Below are 19,791 nucleotides of genomic sequence, written 5' to 3' on the forward strand. Positions count from 1 at the left end.
ATACACGCAACTCTACCTAAAGGCAAAAATTCAATCCTCTTCTTGCAAAACGGGTGGAGTCCATAGATACGGTCAGCGCAGCGATCCTGCCGGCACCTCGATGTATTCGCCCGGCATCAAGGGATGCGTCGCCAGCGAAAACGGCCCGATGCTGCTGCGCACCAACCTAAGCGTCGGCAAGCCCACCGCCGCCGTCATCCTGCGCACCTGCCGGTTCTTGCCTTCCTCCAGCGTGATCGCGATCCACCCTGTCGGCTTGTCCGCGCGCGCCCGGATCGGCGGGTTGCGCGGCCACAGCCACTCCGGCTCGGCAATGCGCACCGCGCGGCAGGGTTTGGTCACGAAATCGCCGAGGTCGATCGGCGCCTGCAGCCGCGCCAGCGCGTCCGCATCCGGCACGCCGTCCACCTGCACCAGATAGGTCTTGGCTTCCTTGTGGTCCGGATGGGCGATCTTGTGCTGCAGCTTGCCGTCGTCGGTGAGCAGCATCAGGCCTTCGCTGTCGGCATCGAGGCGGCCGGCCGGGTAGATGTTGGGAATGTCGAGGTAGTCGGCCAGCGACTGGCGGCCCTCCTGGGGGCTGAACTGGCACAGGACCTGGAAGGGTTTATTGAAGAGAATCAGGGGCATGGAAGGGCTGGAAAGGTTCGGACTGCCGAGCGTGGCGCATTGCACAAGACTGGTGCATAATGCAAGACGACATCTCTTATAGAGGACCCGCGGCGAAAGCCGGCATTGTAATGCAGTTCGCAGACCATGCCCGCGCGCCGGACCGGGCAAGTTTCCCGCCTGAGCACGCGATCATTTCGGAGAACACGATGTACCAACATATCAATGTACCCGCCGACGGCCAGAAAATCACCGTCAACGCCGATTTTTCGCTGACTGTACCAGACCATCCCGTCATTCCCTATATCGAGGGCGACGGCACCGGCGCCGACATCACGCCGGTGATGATCAAGGTGGTCGACGCGGCGGTGGCCCGTGCCTATGGCGGTGCGCGCAAGATCAGCTGGATGGAAATCTACGCCGGCGAAAAGTCGACCGGCGTGTATGGTCCGGATGTCTGGCTGCCCGAAGAAACCTTGACCGTGCTGAAGGATTACGTGGTCTCAATCAAGGGTCCGCTGACCACGCCGGTCGGTGGCGGCATCCGTTCGCTGAACGTGGCGCTGCGCCAGGAACTCGATCTGTACGTCTGCCTGCGCCCGGTGCGGTATTTCGCCGGCGTGCCGTCGCCTTTGAAACAGCCGGAAAAAACCGACATGGTGATTTTCCGCGAAAACTCGGAAGACATTTATGCCGGCATCGAATGGGCGGCGGGTTCCGAAGGCGTGCAGAAACTGATCGCCTTCCTGACGAATGAAATGGGCATCAAGAAGATCCGCTTCCCGGAAACCTCGGGCCTGGGCATCAAGCCGGTCTCGCGCGAAGGCACCGAGCGCCTGGTGCGCAAGGCGATCCAGTACGCGATCGACAACGACAAGCCATCGGTGACCATTGTCCACAAGGGCAATATCATGAAGTACACCGAAGGCGGTTTCCGCGACTGGGCCTATGCGCTGGCGCAAACCGAATTCGGCGCCGAATTGATCGACGGCGGCCCATGGTGCAAGTTCAAGAACCCGAAGACCGGGCGCGACATCATGATCAAGGATTCGATCGCCGACGCCTTCCTGCAGCAGATCCTGCTGCGCCCGGCCGAATACAGCGTGATCGCCACCCTGAATCTGAACGGCGACTATATTTCGGATGCATTGGCGGCCCAGGTGGGCGGCATCGGCATTGCGCCGGGCGCGAATATGTCGGATTCGGTGGCGATGTTCGAAGCCACCCACGGCACTGCACCGAAATACGCCGGCAAGGATTACGTGAATCCGGGTTCCCTGATCCTGTCGGCCGAAATGATGCTGCGCCATATGGGCTGGGTCGAGGCGGCCGACCTGATCATCGCCTCGATGGAAAAGGCGATCCAGTCGAAACGCGTGACCTACGATTTCGCGCGTTTGATGGAAGGCGCGACCCAGGTGTCGTGTTCGGGATTCGGCGACGTGATGATCGAGCAGATGGGCTGATCCGGCAGGCAGGTCGACACCCCGCACAGCCCCGTTCCGATACGGGGCTTTTTATTTGCGGAGCCGGACATATATATAAGGGCAGGGCGCGCTGAAATGCGGGCGAAAAAAAACCCCGCCGGAGCGGGGTTCTTCGCAGTGGCTTTCCACAGGGATGATTACATGCCCTGGATGTTGGAAGCTTGCTTGCCTTTAGGGCCTTGCGTGACTTCGAATTGGACTTTCTGACCTTCTTTGAGGGTCTTAAAACCGTTCATATTGATCGCGGAGAAGTGTGCAAACAGATCCTCGCCGCCGTCATCTGGAGTGATGAAGCCAAAGCCTTTGGAATCATTGAACCACTTAACAGTACCAGTTGCCATAAAAGAACTTTCAAATAAAAACAAATCACACGAGCCATAAAAGCAAGAAGCTTCTTGCCCCCTCCTCAGCCTGCTCACTTCTTATCAACAAGTACATAAGTACATGTCAATGTTTGCATTGTTGATGCACTAAAGTTGTAAGTCAAGCCCTTTAAGGCAACTGTTGCTAAATTCTTCACACGACCTGCATCACCCCCTCTTGATTTCCGCAATCGGAACGCCATCTGCGCTTTCAACGGAAAACAAGTAAGATGAAGGCGAGTCGAAGTGAGCAGAGTGAAGCGCTCCAGTCGAGTGATCTGATCTTTACGCTTTGCATCATCCTTGAAAGCATTAGAATACGCCCATGGCAACGAAGCACGATACCGAACAGCTGCTGGAGCGGCAGACGATTAAACCACCGCCCCTGTATCAGGTGGCGTTGCTGAATGACGACTACACACCGATGGAATTTGTGGTGGCCATCATTCAGGAGTACTTCAACAAGGATCGCGAGACGGCGACGCAGATCATGCTTTCCGTGCACCGCCATGGTAAAGGCGTGTGCGGCGTGTTTTCCAAAGATATAGCGTGTACCAAAGTGGAGTTTGTCTTAACGCATGCGCGCAAGGCGGGTCACCCCCTGCAGTGCGTGATGGAGGAAGTATGATTGCGCAGGAACTTGAAGTATCCCTACACATGGCCTTTGTCGAAGCCCGACAGGCAAGGCACGAGTTCATTACCGTGGAGCACTTGCTGCTTGCGCTCCTCGACAATCCCTCGGCCGCTGAAGTCCTGCGTGCATGCGCGGTCAATATCGATGACCTGCGCAAGACCCTGACCAATTTCATCGGTGACAATACCCCGACCGTGCCCGGCACGGGCGAGGTCGACACCCAGCCGACGCTCGGCTTCCAGCGTGTGATCCAGCGCGCGATCATGCACGTGCAGTCGGCGTCGAACGGCAAGAAGGAAGTGACCGGCGCGAACGTGCTGGTGGCGATCTTCGGCGAAAAGGATTCGCATGCCGTTTACTACCTGCACCAGCAGGGCGTGACCCGTCTCGACGTGGTGAACTTCATTTCGCACGGCGTGCGCAAGGACCAGCAGATCGACAGCCAGAAGGCGTCGGAAGGCGTGGAAGAGGCGCAGGTCGAAGGCGCGACAAAGGAAAGCCCGCTCGACCAGTTCACCCAGAACCTGAATAAATCGGCCGCCGACGGCAAGATCGATCCGCTGATCGGGCGCGAAGAGGAAGTGGACCGCGTGATCCAGATCCTGTGCCGCCGCCGCAAGAACAATCCGCTGCTCGTGGGCGAAGCCGGTGTCGGCAAGACCGCAATCGCGGAAGGGCTGGCATGGCGTATCGTCCAGGAAGACGTGCCTGAAATCCTGCAGAACGCAGTCGTGTTCTCGCTCGACATGGGCGCGCTGCTGGCCGGCACCAAGTACCGCGGCGATTTCGAGCAGCGCCTGAAGGCTGTCCTCAAGCAATTGAAGGACACCCCGAACGGCATCCTGTTCATCGACGAGATCCACACGATCATCGGCGCCGGCTCGGCCTCGGGCGGCACGCTCGATGCCTCGAACCTGCTGAAACCGGCCCTGGCCAACGGCCAGCTGAAGTGCATCGGCGCGACCACGTTCACGGAATTCCGCGGCGTGTTCGAGAAGGACCACGCCCTCAGCCGCCGCTTCCAGAAGGTCGACGTCAACGAGCCATCGGTCGAGCAGACCGTGCAGATTTTGCGTGGCCTGAAGTCGCGCTTCGAAGAGCACCATGGCGTGAAGTACTCGTCGTCGGCGCTCTCCACCGCGGCGGAACTGGCTGCACGCTTCATCAACGACCGTCACCTGCCGGACAAGGCGATCGACGTCATCGACGAAGCGGGCGCGGCCCAGCGCATCCTGCCGAAGTCGAAGCAGAAGAAGACCATCGGCAAGACCGAGATCGAGGAAATCATCGCGAAGATCGCGCGGATTCCCCCGCAGACCGTCAACCAGGACGACCGCAGCAAGCTGCAGACGATCGACCGCGATTTGCGCAACGTCGTCTTCGGCCAGGACCCGGCCATCGATGCACTGGCTTCGGCCATCAAGATGGCGCGTGCGGGCCTGGGCAAGCAGGACAAGCCGATCGGTTCCTTCCTGTTCTCGGGACCTACCGGCGTCGGCAAGACCGAGGTGGCCAAGCAGTTGGCCTTTATCCTCGGCATCGAGCTGATCCGCTTCGACATGTCGGAGTACATGGAGCGCCACGCGGTGTCGCGCCTGATCGGTGCGCCGCCGGGCTATGTCGGCTTCGACCAGGGCGGTCTGCTGACCGAAGCCATCACCAAGAAGCCGCACGCGGTGCTGCTGCTGGACGAGATTGAAAAAGCCCACCCGGACATTTTCAACATCCTGCTGCAGGTGATGGACCACGGCACGCTGACCGACAACAACGGACGCAAGGCCGACTTCCGCAACGTGATCATCATCATGACCACGAACGCGGGCGCCGAGAGCCTGACCAAGCGTTCGGTCGGCTTCGTGGATGCGCGTGCGACCGGCGACGAGATGGCCGACATCAAGCGCATGTTCACGCCGGAGTTCCGCAACCGCCTGGATTCGATCATCAGCTTCCGCGCGCTGGACGAAGACATCATCCTGCGCGTCGTGGACAAGTTCCTGATGCAGCTGGAAGAGCAATTGCACGAGAAGAAGGTGGAAGCCATCTTCACCGAGAAACTGCGCAAGTTCCTCGGCGCCAAGGGCTTCGATCCGCAGATGGGCGCGCGTCCGATGTCGCGCCTGATCCAGGACATGATCCGCAAGGCGCTGGCCGACGAGCTGCTGTTTGGACGCCTGGTCAACGGCGGGCGTGTGACGGTGGATTTGAACGAGAAGGACGACGTGGTGCTCGAGTTCCCGGAAGGGGATGCGCTGCCGCCACCGGCACCGGCCGAGACGGTCGAGATCGAGTAATTCAAGATGAATTGAGTTCGATCGCTTCACAAAAAAACCGCGCCTTGTGCGCGGTTTTTTTTCGTCCTGATTAATCGATGTATGTCCCGTACGGTGGGCACCCCGTGCCCACGCGGAAGCTTGCAACGCGTTAGCGCGGCGGATCATGGGGAATAAGGCGTTCCGACCAAGCATCCAAAAGCGCCTCGTTAACGCCCGCGATCGTGGTAACGCCGCGGAGCGAATCCCGGCAGCCGCCGACTCCGGACGAACACGTAACCGCGTGGGCACGGAGTGCCCACCATACGGGCAAGGCCGCAGGCCACAAATGCGCAAAGCCGCGGGCCACGAATGCACAAAGCCGCGGGCCCGCATTCCTCCGGTCGCGGGCCAGGTCTTTTTTTGCACGTATGCACGCCACCTCATGCATTCCATATGGCAAACTCATTTTCTTTTGCCAACGCCACCACTCGCATGAACCTGTCCCGCACCATCCTCGCGCAGTCATTGTCACTATCGCTCGCGCTCGTCGGCAGCCAGGCAGTCGCCGCCGATCCTTTTTTCCGCTTCCCTGCCGTGCGCGGCGACACGGTGGTCTTCACCGCCGAGGGCGACCTCTGGCGCACGACGACGAATGGCGGCAAGGCCACGCGCCTGACCACGCATCCCTCCGCCGAAACCCACGCCGCCATCTCGCACGACGGCAAGTTCGTCGCCTTTGCCGCCTCCTACGAAGGCGCCCAGGAGGCCTACGTGATGCCGATCGAGGGCGGCCTGCCCAAGCGCATCACCTTCGAGAACGGCGGCGTCACGGTCCTCGGCTGGACCAAAAACGGCGAGGTCCTGGTAAGCACCGAGAACTCGACCGGCCCCTCGAAACACCGCGTGGTCGCCGCGCTCGATCCGGTAAAACTCGCGCGCCGCGTGCTGCCGCTGGCCGATGCCAACGACGCCACCCTGAGCGACGACGGCAAGACCGTCTACTTCACGCGCATGGGCCTGGCCATGACCAACGATAACGTCAAGTCCTACCGCGGCGGCGCCACCGCCCAGCTATGGCGCTACGAGCTCGGCGGCAAAGGCGAAGCCCAGCAGCTGTTCAAGGGCAGCGATGCAAATGCCGCCAACAACCGCCGCGCCATGTGGTGGCAGGGCCGCCTCTACTTCATCAGCGACGCCAACGGCGCCGACAACCTGTGGAGCGCGAACCCGGACGGCTCCGACCGCCGTCAACTGACCAGTCATAAGGAATGGGACGTGCGCAGCGCCTCGCTCGGCGACGGCCGCATCGCCTACCAGCTGGGCGCCGACCTGCACGTGTTCGACATCGCCAGCGGCCAGGACAGCCGCCTGAACGCCAGCCTGTTGTCGGACTTCGACCAGCAGCGCATGCGCCGCGTGAAGTCGCCGCTGGATGCGCTGACCAGCATCGAGCCGGCCAGCAAGGCCGAGCGCATCGTGATCACCGCGCGCGGCCGTGTGACGATTGCCGGCACCGGCAAGCACCGCCGCGTCGAGATCGCCGTGCCGGACGGCGCCCGTGCCCGCAGCGCGGTCTTCAGCCACGACGACAAATGGGTCTACGCCTTTGTCGACGCCAGCGGCGAAAACGAGATCTGGCGCTATGCGGCCGACGGTTCCGGCAGCGGCGAGCGCCTGACCCGCGACGGCGCCTCGCACCGCGCCGCCCTGTATCCGTCCCCGGACGGCAAATGGCTGGCCCACACCGACAAGAAGGGCCGCACCTGGCTGCTGGACCTCGACAAGAAAACCAACGTCATCATCGACGACGCCGGCCAGGCCGGCATCGATCGCCCGGACCAGGTGGTATGGTCGCCGGACAGCCGCAACCTGGCGTTTGTCCGCGCCGGATCGAGCGAGCAGCGCAACCAGATCGGCATGTTCAACCTGGCCACGAAGCAGATGGCCTTCGTCACCACCGACCGCTACGAATCGCATGCGCCGGTGTTCTCGCCCGATGGCAAATGGCTGTACTTCCTCTCGGCGCGCAACTTCAACCTCGGTAACGCCTCGCCCTGGGGCGACCGCAACATGGGGCCGGTGTTCGACAAGCGCGTCGGGGTGTATGCGCTGGCGCTGCAGCCGGGCAGCCGCTTCCCGTTCAAGCCCGAAGACGAGCTGACCAAGCCGGAAGAAAAGTCGCCGGAGGCCGCCGCGCGCGAAGCGATCAAGTCGCCGGACGACCGCGACGCCGACAAGAGCGCAGCAGTGGCGGCAGCGACAGCTGCGGCCACTGCGACTGCAAAAGCATCGGCGGCGGCCGAGAAACCGAAGGCGCCGACCCCGGCCATCGTGTATGCCGGCCTGCGCGAGCGCCTGTACGAAGTGCCTGTCGAATCGGGCAACTACAGCGCACTGGCCGTCGACGACAAGCGCCTGTATGTGCTCGATGCGGAAGAAGGCGGCAAGGGTACGCTGAAGACGCTGGAGATCGCACGCAGCACGCCGAAGCTGGAAACCTTTGTCGCCAACGTGCGCGAGTTCGGTTTGACCACGGACCGCAAGCACGTCTTCTACCGTACCTTCGCCAAGGGCACGCCGGGCGACATGCTGATCGTCGACGCCGGCGCCAAGGCCCCGGCCGATCTGACCAAGGCGAAGATCAAGGTCGACGACTGGGCGGTGAGCTCGAACCCGCGCATGGAGTGGGTGCAGATGTTCAACGACGCCTGGCGCATGCACCGCGACTTCCTGTACGACGCCAACATGCGCGGCATCGACTGGAACGCCGTGCGCACGCGTTACGCGCCGCTGGTCGAGCGCGTGACCGACCGCGCCGAACTCGACGACGTGCTCGGGATGATGGTCGGCGAAGTCGGTGCGCTGCACTCGCAGATCCGTCCGGGCGAGCTGCGCCGCGCGGCCAGCGAAGGCACGCCGTCCACCCTGGGCGCGGTGCTGACCCGTACCGCCGAAGGCTACCGCGTCGACCGCGTCTACCGCAGCGAGCCGGAACTGCCGTCGGAAGCCGGTCCGCTCTCGATGCCGGACGTCGACGTGAAGGAAGGCGACATCATCCTGGCCGTGAACGGCAAGTCGCTGGTCGATGCGCGCGACATCGCCGATTTGCTGCTGGACCAGGCCGACAAGCAGGTGCTGCTGGGGGTGAAGACCCCGGGCGGCAAGCCGAGACAAACCATCGTCACGCCGGTGTCGATGGCGAAGCACGCCAGCCTGCGCTACGCCGACTGGGAACAGGGCAGGGCCCAGCAGGCCGATACGGCGTCGAAAGGCAAGATCGGCTACCTGCACCTGCGCGCCATGGTCGCACGCGACATCAACGCCTTTGCGCGCGACTTCTACGTCAACATCAACAAGGAAGGCCTGATCATCGACGTGCGCCGCAACAACGGCGGCAACATCGACAGCTGGATCATCGAGAAGCTGCTGCGCCGCTCCTGGGCCTTCTGGGCGTCGAACGGCAAGCAGCCGCAGTCGAACATGCAGAACACCTTCCGCGGCCACCTGGTGGTGCTGGTCGACGAGCTGACCTATTCCGACGGCGAGACCTTTGCCGCTGGCATCAAGGCGCTGAAGCTCGGGCCGCTGGTCGGCAAGCGCACCGCCGGCGCGGGCGTGTGGTTGAGCGACGGTAATGGGCTGCTGGATAACGGCATGGCGCGCGCGGCGGAGTTCGGGCAATTCTCGACCGACGGCGAGTGGCTGATCGAGGGCGTGGGCGTGACGCCGGACGTCGAGGTCGACAACCTGCCGCACGAGACCTTCGAAGGGCGCGACCGCCAGCTGGAGGTGGCGATCGAGCTGCTGCAGAAGAAGATGCGGGAGCAGCCGGTCAAGCCGTGGAAGCCGGCGGCGATTCCGGCGTTGAAGCGGGAGTGATGTGGTCCGCGGCGTGCGGGTGGCGCCGCGTCAATGCATGATGCGCAATGGTGGGTACGAGTACCCACCCTACGTAGGGTGGGTACTCGTACCCACCGCTTCATCCCCCGATCATCGGCAAAATCATCATCTCTCCGGCGTTCACATCCCTGTCACATTAAGTTTCTACACTGCAAGTATTCTCTTCACTTCACCCCACCGTGATGCGACTTGCAAAGCTCCACACCGGCACCAGGATCCTCGGTTCCTTCGCCATCGTTTCCCTCGTCATCGTCGTCATCGCCAGCGTCGCCCTGTGGCGCATGCAGGCCGCCGACGCCCTCACCGCCGACCTGGTCGAGGACAAGCTCGCCAAGCAGCAGCTGGTCTCCGACCTGCTTGGCCTCGAACGCCTGAACGGCTCGCGTACGATTGCCATCGCGCGCAGCGACAGCCTGGAACTGGCCGACTATTTCCAGGCCAAGCTGGCCGACGGCCGCAAGAACATCGCCGCCACCGCCGCCAAGCTGAAGAAGCTGCCCGCCAGCGAAAAAGAACGCAGCCTGAGCGCCGCCGCCGCCAGGCACGGCACGGCATTGGCCGCCGCCCAGGCCGACCTGTTCCGCGCCAAGGATCTCGGCCAGACCAGCATCGTCGAAGACATCATCCACAACCGCTGGGAACCGGCCTATCAGGCGCAGGCCGCCGCGCTGGAGGCGCTGCTCGCATATGAAAGCAGCGAAGCCCACCGCCTGGCCGACGCCTCTGCCGCCAGCACCGCCTTCAGCAAGGGCCTGCTGCTGGCGCTCGGCGCCACCGCGCTGGCCATCGGCGCCATCCTGGCCTGGCTACTGACCCGCAACATCGTCGGCCCGCTGCAGCAGGCCGTGCTGCTGGCCGAACAGGTTGCGCACGGCGACCTGCGCCCGACCATCGCCCACACCCGCCACGACGAAATCGGCCGCCTGTTCGATGCCCTGAACGGCATGACCGGCGGCGTGTCCAGCACCGTGGCCCGGGTGCTGCAAGGCGCCCACGCCATCGATTCGGCATCCAACGAAATCGCCGACGGCAACCACGATTTGTCGCAGCGCACCGAGCGCCAGGCCACGGCCCTGCGCCAGACCGTGGGCGCGATGGACGCGCTGCTCGAGGCCATCGCGGAGAACAATGCCAGCTCCCGGCACGCGAACAGCCTGGCCCAGACCGCGTCGAACGTGGCCGGCGAGGGCGCGCAAGCCGTCGAGCAGCTGGTGGCGCGCATGGGCGCGATCAAGGCGTCGGCCGCGCGCATCGTCGACATCACCGGCATGATCGACAGCATCGCCTTCCAGACCAACATCCTGGCCCTGAACGCGGCGGTGGAAGCGGCGCGCGCCGGCGAGCAGGGGCGCGGCTTTGCGGTGGTGGCGTCCGAGGTGCGCAACCTGGCGGCGCGCTCGGCCCAGGCGGCGAAAGAGATCAAGACCCTGATCGGCACATCGAGCGCGGAAATCGAATCGGGCACCGGCATCGCGAACGCGGCTGGCGCCACCATGCGCGCCGTGCTGGCCCACGTGCGCGAGGTGGCGGCGATCCTGGCCGCCATCGACAGCGCCAGTGCCAGCCAGGCCGGCGGGGTAGCCCAGGTGGGCAAGGCAATCGCGGAGATGGATGTCTCGACCCAGCAGAACGCGGCGATGGTCGAGGAAGCGGCGGCCGCCGCCGACGCGATGCGCGAGCAGGCGGCGGAACTCGCGCGCCTGGTCGGCACCTTCAAACTGCGTGGGGAGCCGGTAGCCGATGCCGCTGTGGCATTTGAGCCCGCGCCGCAGCGGCTGGCACTGGCCGCCTGAATACGCCGCCTGACTACGCCGGCTGACTACGCCGCCGCCAATGCGCGCTGCAGGTCGGCGCGCTGGTCTTCCAGGTGCTCGATGCCCACCGACAGGCGGATCAGGCTGTCGCCGATGCCGAGTTCCGCACGCTGCGCCGGCGGAATCGTCGCGTGCGTCATCAGGGCCGGATGTTCGATCAGGCTCTCGACGCCGCCAAGGCTTTCAGCCAGCGTGAAGACCTTGCAGGTTTCGAGGAAACGGCGCGCGCCCGCCAGGTCGGTATCGAGTTCGATCGAGATGATGCCCCCAAAAGCATCCATCTGGCGCCGCGCCAGCGCGTGCTGCGGGTGCGATTCCAGCCCGGGGTAATGCACCTTGCGCACCTTCGGTTCGCGCTCCATCCACTGCGCCAGCGCCAGGGCGTTGGCGCTGCTGCGCTCGACGCGCAGGGCCAGGGTCTTGATCCCGCCTAGCACCAGGAAGCTGTCGAACGGACCCTGGATCGCGCCCACCGCGTTCTGGATGAAGCCGAGCCCTTCGCGCAGCTCGGCATGGTGGGCTGCATTGCCGACCACCGCCACGCCGCCGATCACGTCGGAGTGGCCGTTCATGTACTTGGTGGTCGAGTGCACCACGATGTCGATGCCCAGTTCCAGTGGGCGCTGGTTGATCGGGCTGGCGAAGGTGTTGTCGCAGACGCTGATGATGCCGCGCTCGCGGCACAGGCCTGCAATCGCTTCCAGGTCGGCCAGTTTCAGCATCGGGTTGGTCGGCGTTTCGACCCAGACCATTTTCGTGTCAGGCGTGATCGCGGCGGCCAGCGCTTCCGGATCGGCCAGGTTCACGTAGCTGAAGCTGTGGCCGGCGCTCTTGCGGCGCACGCGCTCGAACAGGCGGTAGGTGCCGCCGTACATGTCGTCGCCGGCCACGATGTGCGAGCCGGCCGGCAGCAGTTCCAGCACTGCCGAAATCGCGGCCAGGCCGGAGGCGAAGGCAAACGCCGCGCTGCCGCTTTCGATGTCGGCCACGCAGCGCTCGAGCGCCCAGCGCGTGGGGTTGTGCGAACGGCCGTAGTCCAGGCCCTTGTGCACGCCCGGGCTCTCCTGCACAAAAGTCGAGGTGGCGAAGATCGGCGGCATGACGGCGCCGGTGCTCGGGTCGGGCGCCTGGCCGCCGTGGATGACGCGGGTGGCAAGATGCTGTTTGTTGTCGGTGTCGTTCACGGTAGTGGTCACGATAAGGTCCTGCGCAGATGGTTGAGAAGGTCGAAACGGGTGATCAGGCCATAGAACTTGTCGCCGTCCGCAATCACGGCGGTCAGGCCGCGGTCGAGGATGCTGCGCAACTGCGCCATGCTGCTCGATGGCTTCAGGGTTTGCAGATGCGCCGTCATGGTGTGCGACACCGGCGACTTGAAGTGCCCGGGTTCGTCGATCACATGCAGCAGCAGGTCGGATTCGTCGATGATGCCGACCAGGCGGCCGTTGTCGATGACGGGCATTTGGGCCAGGTCGCTGCTGCGCATGCGGTTGAAGGCGGTGAGCAGGGTATCGGTCGGCGCCAGGGAGACGACCTCGCCGGCGTCGAAGCGGCGCCCGATCAGGTCGCGCAAGTCGCCCAGTTTCGGCCGCTGCAGCAGGCCCTGGTCGACCATCCAGCCGTCGCTGTAGACCTTGGTGAGATAGCGGGTGCCGGTGTCGCAGACAAAGGTGACGACGCGTTTCGGCGTGGTCTGTTCGCGGCAGTAGCGCAGGGCGGCGGCGAGCAGGGTGCCGGTGGAGGAACCGGCCAGGATGCCTTCGTGCTGCAGCAGGGCGCGCGCGGTGTTGAAGCTTTCCTCGTCGCTGATGCTGTATGCGCTCTTCACGCGCGAGAGATCGGCGATGCCGGGAATGAAGTCTTCGCCGATGCCTTCGACCGCCCAGGAACCCGCGTCCTTCGACAGGTGCCCGGTCTGCACGTATTCGGTGAGGATGGAACCCTGCGGGTCGGCCAGCACGAATTCCAGGTTCGGCTGGGCGTGCTTGAAGTAGTTCGACAGGCCGGTGAGGGTGCCCGACGAGCCCACGCCGACCACGATGGCATCGAGATCGTGTCCGGTCTGCTGCCAGATCTCGGGGCCGGTGGTGGTTTCGTGGGCGCGCGGGTTGGCGAGGTTGTTGAACTGGTCGGCGAACCAGGCGCCGGGGATGTCGCGCGTCAGTCGCGCCGCCACGTCCTGGTAGTACTCGGGGTGGCCCTTGCCGACGTCGGAGCGGGTCAGGTGGATCTCGGCGCCCAGGGCCTTCAGGTGCAGCACCTTTTCGGCGGCCATCTTGTCGGGCACCACCAGCACCACGCGGTAACCCTTGATGCGCGCCACCAGGGCCAGGCCCAGGCCGGTGTTGCCGGCGGTGGCCTCGACCACGGTGCCGCCGGGCTTCAGGCTGCCGTCTGCCTCGGCCGCTTCGATCATGGCCACGCCGATGCGGTCCTTGATCGAGCCGCCGGGATTCTGCGATTCAAGCTTGAGGAAGAGCTGGCAGGGACCGGTGTCCATGCGCGTGACTTGTACCAACGGGGTATTGCCGATCAGCGAGAAGATCGCTGCCTGTGACAGGTGTTCCGTTTCGCGTTGCATGTTGCCTCCAAAGTGGCGCCTTGTGGGCGCCGTGAACGCAGGAAAGATGGCGCGGATGGGCGCCAGTTGTGAACAACAAGGTATCTTACGGCGATCTGGCGGTGCGGGGTTGAACTGTCATCATGGCACACCGCGCAGCGTCGAGGGGCGTCACATTAACATGTCTAGTCATGCTTGTTTAATAAGATAATCGCATATCGGTATGCGATTCATGAGGCACGCTTCTGAAGCATATCGGCAGCCTGGACGGGCTGCGCAGGCTCAATCGGTCTACCCCGCCAGCATATGATTTTGTCAATTTATATTGCCGGCCGGTGCTATACTGCTCCATCCTTTTCGCCCCCGGACGTCTATCTTATGAGCATCAAGCGCATTCTTTCCATGACCGCAGCCGCAGTGCTGCTCGTGTTGTCCGCCTGCGGCGGCCACGGCGTCGAGCTGGGCGATTTCCCGGCAATTAACAAGGTCGAAGGCGATGCTCCTTTCGACCTGGTTGCGCCAAGCTCGGACAGCCCGGGGCAGTTCGTCTTCACCAGCAGCAACCCGGCCGTGGCCACCATCGTCGGCAAGACCGTCACCGTGCACGTGGCCGGCACCAGCACCATCACGGCGTCGCAGCCGCAAACCGGGAGCTACAACCCGACCTCGACCAGCACCCTGCTGACCGTGACCGCGCGCGTCTGCGAGCCGCCGTCGGTGCGCGAAAACGGCCAGTGCGTGGCGCCCGCCACCACCGCCGCTTTCGTCACCCGCGGCGAAGTCGTGTGGATGCCGGCGTCGTTCGTGCTGGACTGGGCCAAGGCCGATGCCTTCTGCAAGAACACGACGATCCAGGGCAAGACCGGCTGGAAACTGCCAACCCAGGCCGAGCTGAAGGCGCTGATCGATTCAGGACAGCTGGTGGGGCAGAACTGGGCCACGGGCGACGCCTGGACGGCGGACGCCGGCGCCGGCGCCAGCACGCACGTGGCGCTGAATCTGGCGAGCGGCGTAGCGACGCCGTCGGGCAGCGACGTCAAGGCCTATGTGACGTGCATGCGTTGATCGGCATGGGCTGATCTGCCTGCGTGGATTGGCCTGCGTTGATCGGTCTGCGTTGATCAGCATCGGCTGCGCGCAACGCAGCTAGACCTGCGGAGAATCGAAGTAACGCGCCGGCGTCGTGCCGAACGCCTGGCGAAAGGTGGCCACAAAGCTCGACGCCGACTCGTAGCCCACGGCGAAGGCCACGTCGCCGACGCTGTCGCCATAGGCCAGGCGCTCCAGGGCCGCCAGGATGCGGTGGCGAATGCGCCAGCTGCCGAAAGACATGCCGGTTTCGGTGGCAAACAGGCGCTCGACCGTACGCGCGCTGGCGCCCGCCGCGCGCGCAAGTTCGGCAACGGTGCGGCGGTCGGCCAGGTCTTGCCGCACCATGGCCGCCACGCGCAAGGCGCGCGGGTCGAGCGGCTCGGGCAGGGCCGCCATCTGCGTTCCGGTGGCGTGCCGGACTCTCCCGTCCGCGCGTGCACGGGCGCTTCTGGCAAAATCCGGGACGGGTCAATCGCCGGGAGAGGAAGAAGCATGCGTCTGTCGCAAGGTATCCGCACCGTGGCCGCCATCGAGGCAGCAAAAGGCCTGGTCGTGCTGCTGACCGGTTTCGGCCTGTTCGCACTCGTGCACCGGAATGTGCAGCAGCTCGCCGAGGCCCTGGTCACGCATGCCCACCTGAACCCCGCCGCGCACACGCCGCGCGTGTTCCTCGCCTATGCGGGCAAGCTCGACGATGCGCACCTGATGGGGCTCGCCGCAGCGGCGCTCGCGTATTCCGCCGTGCGCATGGTCGAGGCCTATGGACTATGGTTCGAACGCGCCTGGGGCGAAGCCTTTGCCGCAGCCAGCGGCGCCGTCTACCTGCCTTTCGAGTGCCGGGAACTGTTTCACCGGCCCAGCCTGCTCAGCGCCGCGCTGCTTGCCGTCAACCTGGGCGTGGTCGGCTTCATGATCTACAGTTTGCGGCAACGCCGGGCGGCCCGGATCGCGCCCTGAAGTTAGCCGGCCACTGAGGACGGCGTTCCCGCATGGGCTGCCAACAGCGCCCGCATGACCCGCCGCCCGCGGCTGGCGATTTGGTACAGGCGCAGGCAGGCGAAGCCGCACAAGGCCAGCAGCACGGCAAGCGCCGCCCCCGGACCGATGAACAGCAGCGCGCCGCCCAGCAGGAAGGGCGCCAGCCAGGCGATGGCCGTCATGTCGGATAGCACGGCAAGCCAGGTGTTGTTCTTGAGCCGGCGCGTTCCCGTTTGCAGGTCGAGCCAGCCGAGGACCGTGGACCAGTCGCCAGGTTTGGCAAAGGCGATGAGGTAGGACGATCCGGCCTGCGGTATCAGGCCGCGCCAGAGATTCACGGCGTAGTGGGTTTGTCCCCCGCTCCGGAAACTGAAGTCGCCCGGTCCCGGCTGGACATCGAAGACCTCGTCGAAGTCGATGCGTTCGATATGCATGTTCGCCTCGTGGATTGACGCTATTGGCTGGACAGGGAGGAGACCTCGTGGCGTTCGGCAAGCAGCCTGTCTGCAAGCACCACGATATCGTCGCTCATCGCCAGCTTGTCGATCCAGGCCTGGGGAATGTCTCCCACGCCGTAGTATGCGCCCGCCAGTTGCCCGCAGATGGCCGCGGTCGTATCGGCATCGTCGCCCAGGTTGGCCGCTTGCAGTACGGCGTCCTTGAACGAGGTCGCGTGCCAGAAGCACCAGAGGGCGGCCTCGAGGGACTGGACGCAGTAGCCGCTGCCCTTGATCTGTCCGACCGGTTTATCGAGGAAAGCGCGGTTGGCGATCGCCGCCACCCGCGCGCTCAAGGGTTCGGGACAGGCGACGGACAGGATGGCTTCCTTCGAGGCGCCTTTCAAGGCCGCGCGCAATTGCAGGCCGAAGAGACGCGAGCATTCGATCGCCTCCTGCGCGCCGTGCGTCGTGCGCGTGCTGTCGCCGGCGTAGCGCAATACCGCCGTTTCGTCCTCGGCGTAATACATCGGCACCGGCGCAAGACGCATCAAGGCGCCGTTGCCGGCGGAAGAGGCATCCGTCGATCCGGCAAACGGGTTGCGGTCGTCAAGATACCTGCGCAGCGCCTGCGCCGTCGTGTTACCGATATCGAAGCACTCGCCGGTGCTGCTCATGTAGCCCCAGCTCATATAGCCCAGTTATACCAGTTGCAGTAGCGGTTCATCTGGTCGACCGGGTCGAATCCCCCGACATGCAGCAGGCTATGGGCCAGGCACAGGGCCATCGAGGTGTCGTCGGTCCATTCGCCCGGTTTCAGGTCGAAAGGACCGCCGCCGACCATGTCGGTCAATGGCGGGAAGCTGCCGCGCGGCTGGAATTCGACCGTGGTTCCGATGGCGTCGCCACAGGCGAGTCCGATAAGTGCGCCGCGATAGCGGTCTTGAATGGCAATCACTGCTGCTCCTGCTCGATACGGTTGGTGGTGTGCCCGATGTGGAAATTCTGCTGGATAGCGCCTACCAGGACAAGCCGATGATGTCGGCCAGGATGTGCGCGACGACCGCGGGCCAGAGCCGGCGGGTGCGCCAATAGGAAACGCCAAGCATGATGCCGAAGACGACGATGGACACGGCGCCCGCCGGACCCTGGTACAGGTGGTACAGGACGCGCACCAGCACGCTCAGTCCCAAAGCAAACGAGGCGCCGAACGAGGCGAAGCCACGCATCAGGTAGCCGAGCAGGAAGGTTTCTTCGTACAGGCCATTCAATACGGACGCGGCAAGCGCCACGGTCAAAGAAGGCTTGGCTTGCGCCAGCATCCGGGCCACCGGGTCGACCGCACCGGGGCTGGAAGGGAGCAGGGCGTTCACCACGCCACAGGCAATGATCGCCGCGCCGCACAGGACGGTGCCTTCCATGGCGCCGCGCCAGTCCGGTGCCGGCAGCAGGTCCTTCAATGCATGGCCGCGAAAGCGCAGGAAGGACAAGGCCATCGCCCCCAGCACCAGTTCCGTCACCATCAGGCCTACCAGGGAGGCATCCGAAAACGCCGCAGGCGTCGGGAAGCCGTCGAGTGCGGCGAACACCGACGAAAGAATGAACCATCCGAACACGATGGCTACCAGCACTGCTGCTTCGCTGTAGGAAGGACGTTGTTGTGCGGCGGAAGCCAAGGCGGCACTCGCAAATGGAAGGTTGAACAAGGCAACACGTGCGGCTGCGCCCCAGCGACGCGCATCGCACACCGCTGCTCAGTCTAAGAGAACGATTGTTCTCAAGGCAAGCCGCTTTTCAAGCGCTTGCGGGCATGCGCATCCAGGTGCCGTCTCCGGCGTCCTCTCAGGTGTTGTCTTTCAGGCGCCGCCACAGCGTGGTGCGGCTGATCCCCAGGTGCCGCGCCGCTGCCTCGCGCGAGCCGCCGAAGCGCGCCACGATGTCGGCGGTGCTTTCCGCAGGACGGGACGGGGGCGCGAACGTGGCGGCGGGCGTGCCCGGAGCGACGGCCAGGGTAGTGTGTCCCAGTTCCGGCGCCACCGACAGCAAAAAGCCCGGCGTCAGCGCCTGCAAGGGTTCCGCCGCCAGGAACAGGGCCAGGCGCTCCATCAGGTTGCGCAGCTCGCGCACATTCCCCGGCCAGCCATAACGCTCCAGCAGCGGCGCGCAGGCCGTCAACTCCGCATGCAGGTTCGGATGCGGCCGCGCACCCAATGCCGCCAGCGACTGCTTCAGCGACCATTCGGCCAGCGGCGCGATGTCCGGCACGCGCGCGCGCAGCGGCGGCAGCGCCAGGCGCAGCACGGCAAGACGATAGAACAGGTCGGCCCGGAAGCGCCCCTCGCGCACGCGCGCCTCCAGGTCGCAGTGGGTGGCGCTGATTACCCGCACCTCGATCGGCACCGGCCGCGTGCCGCCCACGCGCATGACTTCGCGCTCTTCCAGCACGCGCAGCAAACGCGTTTGCAAGGCCAGCGGCATCTCGCCGATCTCGTCGAGGAACAGCGTGCCGCGATTCGCGGCCTCGAACAAGCCCGCATGCCCGCCACGGCGCGCGCCGGTAAAGGCGCCTTCCTCGTGCCCGAACAGTTCCGACTCCAGCAAGGACTCGGCAATCGCCCCGCAGTTCACCGCCACGAAAGGCCGGTTCGCGCCCAGGTTGCGCGGGCCTTCGCGGTGGATGGCCTGGGCCACGAGTTCCTTGCCGCTGCCGGTCTCGCCCTGGATCAGGACCGTCGCCGGCGAGCGCGCATACAGCACCACCGACTGGCGCAGCCGCTCCATCGCCTCGGACTCGCCGCGCAGGTCGTTCAGGCCGCGCCGCGCGCGCCGCGTTTCGTTGGCCGGCCCACGGCGGATGCGGTTTGCTTCCAGTTGCGTCAGGCGGGCGAGCTCCAGCGCATCGTCGAAGGCCTGGCGGATCGAGGCCGCCGAGTACAGGAACACGCCGGTCAGGCCCGCTTCCTCGGCCAGGTCCGTGATCAATCCGGCGCCGACTACGACCTCGATCCCGGCCGTCTTCATCTCCTTGATCGCCGCTCGCGCATCCTCGCGCGTCACATACGTGCGCTGGGCGATGGTGAGGCCGAAGGTGGCGCTGAAGTCGGCCAGTTCCGGCAAGGGCTGCTGGTAGCTGATCACGCCGATGCGGCTGGAGACCTTGCGGGCCCGCGCCAGCGCCCCCATCACGTCGAAGCCGCTGGCCTTGGCCACGACCACCGGCGCCGAGACGCGGCCTTTCAGGTAGGCGCCGTTCGAGCCGGCCGCAATCACCACGTCGCAGCGCTCGCTCGCCATGCGTTCGCGGATATGGCGCGCAGCTTCGTCGAAGCCGAGGTTGATCGGCTCGATGGTCGCGAGGTGGTCATACTCGAGCGTGATGTCGCGCAGCAGGTCGGACAGGCGCGACACCGAGACGGTCCAGATCACGGGCTTGTCGACTTCTTGCGGCAGGGGAGAGAGAGGGCGCATGTTGCAATTCTACTGCAACACTGTTTCGAACATGTTTCAATGTGAAACACGGATGAAACAACGTAGATATTGATGCAGGAGGCTGCTTGACGCTAAATGCCTGAACCATCAGGCTTTTCGACAGCCCAAACCGTGTCGGCTGCGCTGGCACGCTCCTTGCAGTTATCGAAGCATCCATTCATCGAACCACCAGGAGAC

General features: G+C 64.6%; 17 protein-coding genes. 7 read left to right on the top strand and 10 right to left on the bottom strand.

Annotation, left to right across the window (positions count from 1 at the left end; all coding sequences use genetic code 11):
• Positions 1–72: 72 nt before the first annotated feature.
• Complete coding sequence (locus QPK31_RS24750) at positions 73–630, bottom strand: pseudouridine synthase (RefSeq protein ID WP_290425559.1); 558 nt, start codon at positions 628–630, stop codon at positions 73–75.
• 188 nt (positions 631–818) lie between these two features.
• On the opposite strand from QPK31_RS24750, the gene icd reads away from it, so the two are divergent.
• Positions 819–2,075: an NADP-dependent isocitrate dehydrogenase gene (icd, locus tag QPK31_RS24755; RefSeq protein ID WP_290425560.1), complete on the top strand. Its 1,257-nt coding sequence runs from the start codon at positions 819–821 to the stop codon at positions 2,073–2,075.
• A gap of 158 nt (positions 2,076–2,233) precedes the next feature.
• On the opposite strand, the gene QPK31_RS24760 is transcribed toward icd, so the two are convergent.
• Complete coding sequence (locus QPK31_RS24760) at positions 2,234–2,437, bottom strand: cold-shock protein (RefSeq protein WP_020653506.1); 204 nt, start codon at positions 2,435–2,437, stop codon at positions 2,234–2,236.
• A gap of 346 nt (positions 2,438–2,783) precedes the next feature.
• Between QPK31_RS24760 and clpS the strand changes: the two genes are divergently transcribed.
• The 4 genes from clpS (at position 2,784) to QPK31_RS24780 (ending at position 11,037) form a co-directional block, all read left to right on the top strand.
• Positions 2,784–3,086 (top strand): ATP-dependent Clp protease adapter ClpS, encoded by a 303-nt coding sequence (gene clpS / locus QPK31_RS24765; RefSeq protein WP_229438817.1) that lies wholly within the window; start codon positions 2,784–2,786, stop codon positions 3,084–3,086.
• Positions 3,083–5,383, top strand: coding sequence for an ATP-dependent Clp protease ATP-binding subunit ClpA (clpA, locus tag QPK31_RS24770; protein WP_290425561.1), 2,301 nt, complete (start codon positions 3,083–3,085; stop codon positions 5,381–5,383). Before clpS ends, clpA begins: the two co-directional genes overlap by 4 nt.
• Positions 5,384–5,836: 453 nt before the next feature.
• A complete protein-coding gene (locus QPK31_RS24775; RefSeq protein WP_290425562.1) occupies positions 5,837–9,223 on the top strand; it encodes a S41 family peptidase in 3,387 nt (1,128 codons plus the stop codon).
• Between the two features lie 203 nt (positions 9,224–9,426).
• Positions 9,427–11,037 (top strand): methyl-accepting chemotaxis protein, encoded by a 1,611-nt coding sequence (locus QPK31_RS24780; RefSeq protein WP_290425563.1) that lies wholly within the window; start codon positions 9,427–9,429, stop codon positions 11,035–11,037.
• Between the two features lie 26 nt (positions 11,038–11,063).
• Here QPK31_RS24780 and QPK31_RS24785 read toward each other — a convergent pair whose 3' ends face one another.
• Both QPK31_RS24785 and QPK31_RS24790 read right to left on the bottom strand, forming a co-directional pair.
• Positions 11,064–12,242, bottom strand: a complete 1,179-nt coding sequence (locus tag QPK31_RS24785; RefSeq protein ID WP_290425616.1) for a PLP-dependent aspartate aminotransferase family protein — start codon at positions 12,240–12,242, stop codon at positions 11,064–11,066.
• An 8-nt stretch (positions 12,243–12,250) separates the two neighbouring features.
• A complete protein-coding gene (locus tag QPK31_RS24790; RefSeq protein ID WP_290425564.1) occupies positions 12,251–13,639 on the bottom strand; it encodes a pyridoxal-phosphate dependent enzyme in 1,389 nt (462 codons plus the stop codon).
• 381 nt (positions 13,640–14,020) lie between these two features.
• Between QPK31_RS24790 and QPK31_RS24795 the strand changes: the two genes are divergently transcribed.
• Positions 14,021–14,683: a hypothetical protein gene (locus tag QPK31_RS24795; protein WP_290425565.1), complete on the top strand. Its 663-nt coding sequence runs from the start codon at positions 14,021–14,023 to the stop codon at positions 14,681–14,683.
• A gap of 81 nt (positions 14,684–14,764) precedes the next feature.
• On the opposite strand, the gene QPK31_RS24800 is transcribed toward QPK31_RS24795, so the two are convergent.
• Complete coding sequence (locus tag QPK31_RS24800; protein WP_290425566.1) at positions 14,765–15,106, bottom strand: helix-turn-helix transcriptional regulator; 342 nt, start codon at positions 15,104–15,106, stop codon at positions 14,765–14,767.
• A gap of 96 nt (positions 15,107–15,202) precedes the next feature.
• Here QPK31_RS24800 and QPK31_RS24805 point away from each other — a divergent pair, with 96 nt between their 5' ends.
• Complete coding sequence (locus tag QPK31_RS24805; protein ID WP_290425567.1) at positions 15,203–15,667, top strand: DUF2127 domain-containing protein; 465 nt, start codon at positions 15,203–15,205, stop codon at positions 15,665–15,667.
• A 2-nt stretch (positions 15,668–15,669) separates the two neighbouring features.
• On the opposite strand, the gene QPK31_RS24810 is transcribed toward QPK31_RS24805, so the two are convergent.
• The 5 genes from QPK31_RS24810 to prpR form a co-directional block, all read right to left on the bottom strand.
• Positions 15,670–16,122, bottom strand: a complete 453-nt coding sequence (locus tag QPK31_RS24810) for a hypothetical protein (RefSeq protein ID WP_290425568.1) — start codon at positions 16,120–16,122, stop codon at positions 15,670–15,672.
• A 20-nt stretch (positions 16,123–16,142) separates the two neighbouring features.
• Positions 16,143–16,802, bottom strand: a complete 660-nt coding sequence (locus QPK31_RS24815; RefSeq protein ID WP_308634296.1) for an ADP-ribosylglycohydrolase family protein — start codon at positions 16,800–16,802, stop codon at positions 16,143–16,145.
• 11 nt (positions 16,803–16,813) lie between these two features.
• On the bottom strand, positions 16,814–17,083 hold the full coding sequence (locus QPK31_RS26285; protein ID WP_313176068.1) for an ADP-ribosylglycohydrolase family protein: 270 nt from the start codon (positions 17,081–17,083) through the stop codon (positions 16,814–16,816).
• A gap of 61 nt (positions 17,084–17,144) precedes the next feature.
• Positions 17,145–17,801 carry a CPBP family intramembrane glutamic endopeptidase gene (locus QPK31_RS24820; protein WP_290425569.1) on the bottom strand — a complete coding sequence of 219 codons (657 nt, stop codon included), beginning with the start codon at positions 17,799–17,801 and terminating at the stop codon, positions 17,145–17,147.
• A 166-nt stretch (positions 17,802–17,967) separates the two neighbouring features.
• A complete protein-coding gene (gene prpR / locus QPK31_RS24825) occupies positions 17,968–19,593 on the bottom strand; it encodes a propionate catabolism operon regulatory protein PrpR (protein WP_290425570.1) in 1,626 nt (541 codons plus the stop codon).
• Positions 19,594–19,791: the final 198 nt, after the last annotated feature.

Source organism: Massilia sp. YIM B02769, from assembly GCF_030411995.1.
GTDB lineage: Bacteria > Pseudomonadota > Gammaproteobacteria > Burkholderiales > Burkholderiaceae_D > Telluria.

Bases quoted from the DNA above. Each gene is read 5' to 3' on its own strand.
- QPK31_RS24750 (WP_290425559.1), bottom strand. From the start codon at position 630: ATGCCCCTGATTCTCTTCAATAAACCCTTCCAGGTCCTGTGCCAGTTC.
- icd (WP_290425560.1), top strand. From the start codon at position 819: ATGTACCAACATATCAATGTACCCGCCGACGGCCAGAAAATCACCGTC.
- QPK31_RS24760 (WP_020653506.1), bottom strand. From the start codon at position 2,437: ATGGCAACTGGTACTGTTAAGTGGTTCAATGATTCCAAAGGCTTTGGC.
- clpS (WP_229438817.1), top strand. From the start codon at position 2,784: ATGGCAACGAAGCACGATACCGAACAGCTGCTGGAGCGGCAGACGATT.
- clpA (WP_290425561.1), top strand. From the start codon at position 3,083: ATGATTGCGCAGGAACTTGAAGTATCCCTACACATGGCCTTTGTCGAA.
- QPK31_RS24775 (WP_290425562.1), top strand. From the start codon at position 5,837: ATGAACCTGTCCCGCACCATCCTCGCGCAGTCATTGTCACTATCGCTC.
- QPK31_RS24780 (WP_290425563.1), top strand. From the start codon at position 9,427: ATGCGACTTGCAAAGCTCCACACCGGCACCAGGATCCTCGGTTCCTTC.
- QPK31_RS24790 (WP_290425564.1), bottom strand. From the start codon at position 13,639: ATGCAACGCGAAACGGAACACCTGTCACAGGCAGCGATCTTCTCGCTG.
- QPK31_RS24795 (WP_290425565.1), top strand. From the start codon at position 14,021: ATGACCGCAGCCGCAGTGCTGCTCGTGTTGTCCGCCTGCGGCGGCCAC.
- QPK31_RS24800 (WP_290425566.1), bottom strand. From the start codon at position 15,106: ATGGCGGCCCTGCCCGAGCCGCTCGACCCGCGCGCCTTGCGCGTGGCG.
- QPK31_RS24805 (WP_290425567.1), top strand. From the start codon at position 15,203: ATGCGTCTGTCGCAAGGTATCCGCACCGTGGCCGCCATCGAGGCAGCA.
- QPK31_RS24810 (WP_290425568.1), bottom strand. From the start codon at position 16,122: ATGCATATCGAACGCATCGACTTCGACGAGGTCTTCGATGTCCAGCCG.
- QPK31_RS24815 (WP_308634296.1), bottom strand. From the start codon at position 16,802: ATGAGCAGCACCGGCGAGTGCTTCGATATCGGTAACACGACGGCGCAG.
- prpR (WP_290425570.1), bottom strand. From the start codon at position 19,593: ATGCGCCCTCTCTCTCCCCTGCCGCAAGAAGTCGACAAGCCCGTGATC.